Genomic DNA, 4,885 nt, shown 5'->3' with positions numbered 1-4,885 from the left:
GATTTTCTCCAAATCTATTAGGGGGCTAAATAGGGCGTCGCACCCCTCGTGGGGTGCGTGGATTGAAATTCACTGACCAGCGCCAAGTCTGGCCTCTCTTCCAGTCGCACCCCTCGTGGGGTGCGTGGATTGAAATACCGAGGCGGAGCCGAGGTGACATATGGAAAAACGTCGCACCCCTCGTGGGGTGCGTGGATTGAAATCGTATCGGAACAACTGATAGAATTTACCCTTGACGTCGCACCCCTCGTGGGGTGCGTGGATTGAAATCACACCTCGACGGCTCTGGCCCAGGCTTCTTTGAGTCGCACCCCTCGTGGGGTGCGTGGATTGAAACCACTTGAGACCACTTGAGCAGTGGCTCGCCGTATTGCTCATGTGCCGATGCACTCCTCAATGGGTGCCTGGGTGAATGCCACGCTAGTTGGTGAGTAGCTCATGGGCTAATGGCGGGCCCGATCACAGGCCGCCGATTAAGCCCAGGAGCACAAATGAGATCACACCGGTAATCACGGTAAGGAAGATGTCCTTTCTGGCTGCCGCCACGAGGAACGTTGGGATAGCCGCCAGCAGCCTAGGGTTTGCCGTGGATAAGTCCAGCGCTCCACCGGTCATCAGGATCCCTGGGGCCAATAGAGCCGACAGGATAGCCGTTGGGATATACTTGAGCCAGCGCACTATAGGGGTTGGCAGGTCGATTCTGCTGAGAATAACCAAGGGAATGACGCGGGGTAAGTATGTGACTAAGGTCATGCCAACTAACAGTAGGATGTATTCACTGCGCATCGGGGTTCCTCCACCTTTCCATCACTGCACCGACGGTGGCTGCTATGATCGTGGCAACAATGACATTCCAGTTGTTCGGCAAGAGACTGACAAAAAGCAGAGACAGTGCTCCTGCGATCACTGCAACGACAACTTCCAGCTTAGCCTTGATCTGCATCACCAGGAGCACGATGAACATCGAGGGTAGCACGAAATCCAGGCCGGGAATGCCGCCCGGTGGAAGTACGGAGCCCAGAAGAATTCCCAAGCAGGAGGCAAGGAGCCAGCCTAGATATCCGGTAACTCCCAGACCGGCAAAGAAGGCCCCCTTGTGTTTTTCTTGGGCAATTGTGGCGCTGCCGACGGCAAAGGCCTCATCGGTAATCAAAAACCCAAGAAAGGGCAGCCATTTGCTAGGGGTCTTTCTGAACTGAAGGCTTAAGGCCGCGCTCATCAGAATGTGACGTAGATTTACCATAAGGGTCATCAGAACAATCTGGATCCAGCCGGCCCCAGCCGCTAACATGTCAACGCTGATGAGTTGTGAGGAGCCGGCGAAAACAAACATCGACATCGACAGCGCTTCCAACGGGGTCAATCTCGATTGGACGGCAAGAAGCCCATAGGCTACTCCCACGGGCAGGTAGCCCAGAACAATGGGAACTGCGGTTTTTGCTCCCGACAGGACAGCTTCACGTCTCTTCATCCTTTGATTCCTCCTAGCTATTCCCGATTTATTCGACGGGTTGGAGGTCGTGCCCTTCTTGACTCAAGACTCGTTAACCTAAGTTTGACGAGGGAATTGGCTCGCTATCGGTGTTTGATTCACCTCCCCCTAGGGAATTGCTAAAGGGTGGAGGTGGAGCTATGATCCTGTCAGGAATGGAGATTAGGAAGCACATTGGAACTAACATTATTATCGAGCCCTTTGATGAGAAGAGGCTGAACCCCAACAGCTATAACCTGTCATTGCACAATAAACTTCTCGTCTATGACGAACCGGTGCTGGACATGAAAAAACGAAATGCCGTAGGGGAAATCATTATTCCCGAGGAGGGTCTTGAACTAGAACCCAATCGCCTCTACTTGGGGAGAACCAACGAGTATACCAAGACAGAGAAGTTCGTGCCCATGCTCGAAGGGCGGTCGTCGATAGGGCGGTTGGGGCTAGTTATTCATGTCACCGCCGGTTTTGGTGATGTGGGCTTTGCTGGCTATTGGACCCTGGAGATGTTTTGCGTTCAACCGATTATTATCTATCCCAATGTGGACATCTGCCAGATCTATTTCCATACGATTAGCGGCGATCACATTCCCTTTTATCGAGGAAAGTACCAGGATAATACAGGAATCCAGCCCAGTATGTTGTATAAGGAGTTTGAAAAGAAAAAGTAACATACATGGAGGACTCCGAAATGAAAATCAGCACATCAACGGACTATTTATTCAGAAGGGTCGGTATGGAAAAGGGAATGAGAATGTACGCCGAAGCAGGCTTCGGTGCGATTGACTACGGGATGTTTCATCTTACTCCCGACGGAGAAGTATTTACCAAGTATTCAGCCAGTGAGTTCAAGGAGTATTTTGACAACGTTCGCCGCACTGCTCATGACTGTGGGATCGAGGTCTATCAATGTCATGCTCCCTTTCCCCTTAAGGTCTTTGACGAAGAAAAGGACCCGATGCTTCTGGACTGTGCGATCAAATCGATCTATGCCGCTGCCCATCTAGATTGTCCTTATATTGTCATTCATCCGGTAATCCACCCCTCCTATGTACATGGGCAAAACTACGATGAATGTCGTAGAGTGAACTTTGAGTTTTACGGGGCAATGGTGCCTGCGCTCCGGGATACAGGCGTAGTGATGTGCATTGAAAACATGTTTGCCCGGGATCCAGAAACAGACAAACGGGTGCCGACCACCGTTTCCAAGGTGGAATGGATGATCGACTTTATCGATTCTCTCAACGATATCCACGGCGGTAATCTCTTTGCAGCCTGTCTCGACACCGGCCATGCGGTGATTTCCGGCTCTGGGCCCTCCCACATGCAGCGGGAGCTTGGCCACAGGACTGCCATCCTCCACGTACAGGACAACGATGGATTGGTAGATATGCATCAAATTCCTGGGCGCGGCAAGATCAACTGGTCAGAGTTCGTATCCGCCCTCCGGGACACTGGGTATTCCGGCACCTTCAACTTCGAAGCCGACTCCTTTTACGAACAATGGGACAGTGATGTGTACGGAGAAGAAGTCCTCCAAGAGGCCTGCCGGATGATGTACACCGTTGGACGTGCGCTGGCAGATAAGATTCGATGAGTCTAGAGTGGTAATGCCGTGTTAGTTGTAAATGTTGGACATAGGCATGTTCTTTCCGAGGCATATACAGATGAAAGGTAGGTCCTCGCTCTGTTGGTGACGCGGTGCGAGAAGCCGCTGATCCATACTCACTCTAGTTGATGGGAGGAATTGAAGGTGAAGTTTGCCTTTATCGGAGCGGGCAGTTTCGGCTTTACCCGTAAACTGGTGAGAGATATTCTCTCCTTCCCGGCATTGCAGGACTGTGAAATCGCTTTGATGGACATCAATGCCAAGAGGTTAGAGTACATAGAACAGGCGGTCAAGAAGATCGTGGCTGCGGGTAACTATCCCACCAGGGTGACCGCCACGATGGATCGGGCCGAAGCCTTGGAGGGTGCCGATGGCGTTGTCATTACTATCCTCCAGGGCGGCGTGGATGTGTGGCGTACCGATATTGAAATTCCCAAGAAGTACGGGGTGGATATCAACGTCGGCGATACCCGGGGTCCTTCGGGAATCTTCCGGTTCCTCCGAACAGCTCCCGTAATGCTGGATATCGCCCGAGACGTAGAGAAGTATTGTCCCGATGCCTTGGTCCTGAACTACACTAACCCAATGGCGATGCTGATTCGGGCGATGCAAACGGAGACCAACATTAAGCTGTCCGGTTTGTGTCACAGTGTTCAGGGAACTGCCGAGATGCTGGCCCGGTGGATTGGGGCACCGATGGATGAGATTACCTACTTCTGCGCTGGGATCAATCACCAGGCCTGGTATTTGGACTTCAAGTGGAATGGCCAAGATGCCTATCCCTTGATTCGCAAGGCCATCGAGGAAAACGAAGAGATCTACAACGAGGAGCAAGTTCGCAATGAGATGTTCCTCCACCTGGATTACTACGTGACGGAATCCAGTGGACACAACTCCGAATACAATGCCTGGTTCAGAAAGCGGGAAGACCTGATCGAAAAGTACTGCACCCACGGTACCGGTTGGAATCCCGGTGAGTACGCGTATATCCTCAAGGAGTACCTAAAACGGGAGGATACCTGGGAGGAAGAGATCAAAAAATGGCTGGCCCAGGACGAGGTGAGCCTGCAGAGGGGTAACGAGTATGCTGCCAGCATCTTCAACGCGGTGCTCGGTGATGGAACGATGTTTGAGTTCAATGGCAATACCCGCAACTTTGGACTCATCGACAACCTCCCCGAGGGATGCTGTGTAGAGGTACCGGTCCTGGCTTCCAAGCGTGGTTTGGATCCGATTCGTGTAGGACCCTTACCAGAGCACTTGGCTATTTTGAACAACGTTAACGCAATGTGTGAAGAATTGGCGGTGGAAGGCTCCCTGACCGGGGATAAGCGCAAGATCTTCCATGCCATTTGCATGGACCCGCTAACTTCTGCTGTCTTGAGCTTACAGGAAATTCAGGACATGGTCGACGAAATGTTTGAGGCCAATAGGGAATGGCTGCCTCAGTTCAAATTCTAGTCGAGGCCATCGAAGGGAGAAGGGGACTGCTTAGTCACCGGGATACCGGGGGCCTAGCAGTCCCCTTTTGTGTTTTCCTCAGCTGTCGAAGTTGGATTTGGTGAGGTCGTGTAGGGATTCCTTAGAGTGGGCAGTAAAAAACCACCGAAGACCTGCTGCAAGCAGAGATCCTCGGTGGTTTTCTAACCCATTGCTTTATTTTGTGCGATCGTCAACATAAAAGTGATCCACTGGCCGTCTAAAACTGATCCACTGGCGCTGGTCTAAAAGTGATCCACTCGGCCGTTTAAGACTGATCCACCTTGACTTGTCGTGCCCTCCCTTCT

At 52.0% G+C, this 4,885-nt stretch carries 5 protein-coding genes and 1 CRISPR repeat array; of the genes, 3 read left to right on the top strand and 2 right to left on the bottom strand.

All coding sequences use genetic code 11. The annotated features are described in order from the left end of the window. Positions 1–36: 36 nt before the first annotated feature. Positions 37–337: a CRISPR direct-repeat array (repeat unit 33 nt; unit sequence GTCGCACCCCTCGTGGGGTGCGTGGATTGAAAT). 122 nt (positions 338–459) lie between these two features. Together GX030_10335 and GX030_10330 are read right to left on the bottom strand one after the other, a co-directional pair. Continuing rightward, complete coding sequence (locus GX030_10335) at positions 460–786, bottom strand: AzlD domain-containing protein (GenBank protein NLV92772.1); 327 nt, start codon at positions 784–786, stop codon at positions 460–462. After that, complete coding sequence (locus tag GX030_10330) at positions 776–1,471, bottom strand: AzlC family ABC transporter permease (GenBank protein ID NLV92771.1); 696 nt, start codon at positions 1,469–1,471, stop codon at positions 776–778. The genes GX030_10335 and GX030_10330 overlap by 11 nt, the downstream gene beginning before the upstream one ends. 161 nt (positions 1,472–1,632) lie before the next feature. Here GX030_10330 and GX030_10325 point away from each other — a divergent pair, with 161 nt between their 5' ends. The 3 genes from GX030_10325 to melA all read left to right on the top strand — a co-directional run bounded on the left by GX030_10325 (position 1,633) and on the right by melA (position 4,559). Then, positions 1,633–2,160 (top strand): dCTP deaminase, encoded by a 528-nt coding sequence (locus GX030_10325; protein ID NLV92770.1) that lies wholly within the window; start codon positions 1,633–1,635, stop codon positions 2,158–2,160. Positions 2,161–2,180: 20 nt separating this feature from the next. Next, on the top strand, positions 2,181–3,086 hold the full coding sequence (locus tag GX030_10320; protein NLV92769.1) for a sugar phosphate isomerase/epimerase: 906 nt from the start codon (positions 2,181–2,183) through the stop codon (positions 3,084–3,086). A 150-nt stretch (positions 3,087–3,236) separates the two neighbouring features. Beyond that, positions 3,237–4,559, top strand: coding sequence for an alpha-galactosidase (melA, locus tag GX030_10315; GenBank protein NLV92768.1), 1,323 nt, complete (start codon positions 3,237–3,239; stop codon positions 4,557–4,559). Positions 4,560–4,885: the final 326 nt, after the last annotated feature.

It is taken from the genome of Bacillota bacterium (genome assembly GCA_012727955.1).
Lineage (GTDB): Bacteria > Bacillota > Limnochordia > DTU087 > JAAYGB01 > JAAYGB01.
The sequence above is the reverse complement of the archived record's forward strand: the minus strand, read 5'-3'. Positions and strand labels throughout refer to the sequence as shown.